Raw genomic sequence first — 1,268 nt, 5'->3', positions numbered from 1 at the left:
GTCGCGCCGCCTTTGGCCCGGGCGCCCGTACGCCTGCGCCGCGCCGATACGGCGGCGCGCCGGCTCCGCCGCCGGACCGAATACGCCGGCGTGTGTTGTGGCCCGGCCGCCGGTTCCGGACGGCGCGCCAGCGACGATGCCGCACGAATCCGCGCGCCGGCAGCGCATCTGGCCACGCCCGGCCATTCAGCCGCCCAGCGCCGCCGGCAGCAGGCCGTCGACGAACGCGGTCGCGTCGAATTCGCGCAGATCGTCGAGGCTTTCGCCGAGGCCGACGAAACGCACGGGCAGGCCGAATTCCTTCGCCAGCGCGAAGATCACGCCGCCCTTGGCCGTGCCGTCGAGTTTGGTCACGACGAGGCCGGTCACGCCGATCGCGGCGCGAAACTGGCGCACCTGGTTGATCGCGTTCTGGCCCGTGGTGCCGTCGAGCACGAGCAGGACCTCGTGCGGCGCATCCGGATCGAGCTTGCCGAGCACGCGCCGGATCTTGCCGAGCTCGTCCATGAGGCCGCCCTGGGTATGCAGGCGACCGGCCGTGTCGGCGATCAGCAGATCCAGGCCGCGCGAGCGCGCCGACTGCAGCGCGTCGAAGATCACGCTGGCCGCGTCCGACCCGGAGCCCTGCGCGACCACGGGCACCTGGTTGCGTTCGCCCCAGGTCTTGAGCTGTTCCACGGCGGCCGCGCGGAAGGTGTCGCCGGCCGCGAGCATGACGTCCAGGCCCTGCTGCTGGTAGCGCCGCGCGAGCTTGCCGATCGTCGTGGTCTTGCCGACGCCGTTGACGCCGACCATCAGCATGACGAAAGGCTTGTGCGCGGTATCGACGACGAGCGGCCGGGCGATCGGCGCCGCGAGCTCGATCAGCGCCTGGCGCAGCGCGGCGAGCAATTGGTCGGCGTCCTCGAATTCGCGCCGGTTCAGGCGCTTGCGCAGGCTTTCGACGAGCTCGGTACTGGCCGCGACGCCGACGTCGGCGGTGATCAGTGCGGTTTCGAGCTCCTCGAGCAGGGCTTCGTCGAGCCTGGGCTTGCGCGAGAACAGATTGCCGAGACTGCGCGCGAACGCGCTGCCCGACAGGCGCTCGCGCCAGCTCTTCTTCGCCGGCGCCGGCGCGGCTGCGGGCACCGGGTCGAACGCCGGCGTTTCCTCGGCCGGCGCTTCGGCGACCGGCTGGGCCGCGGCTTCGGCGGCGACTTCATAGCTCGCGACTTCCGGCGCCAGCGCCGCCGCGGCGGCTTCGGGCACGACGGCGGCGGCGGGCGGCG

General features: G+C 72.8%; 1 protein-coding gene. It reads right to left on the bottom strand.

Annotation, left to right across the window (positions count from 1 at the left end):
* Positions 1–186 precede the first annotated feature (186 nt).
* On the bottom strand, positions 187–1,268 hold a 1,082-nt coding region (ftsY, locus tag NON22_RS24485), incomplete at its 5' end, for a signal recognition particle-docking protein FtsY (RefSeq protein ID WP_425508034.1).

Origin of the sequence: Tahibacter caeni, assembly GCF_024609805.1 — a bacterium.
Lineage (GTDB): Bacteria > Pseudomonadota > Gammaproteobacteria > Xanthomonadales > Rhodanobacteraceae > Tahibacter > Tahibacter caeni.
The sequence above is the reverse complement of the archived record's forward strand: the minus strand, read 5'-3'. Positions and strand labels throughout refer to the sequence as shown.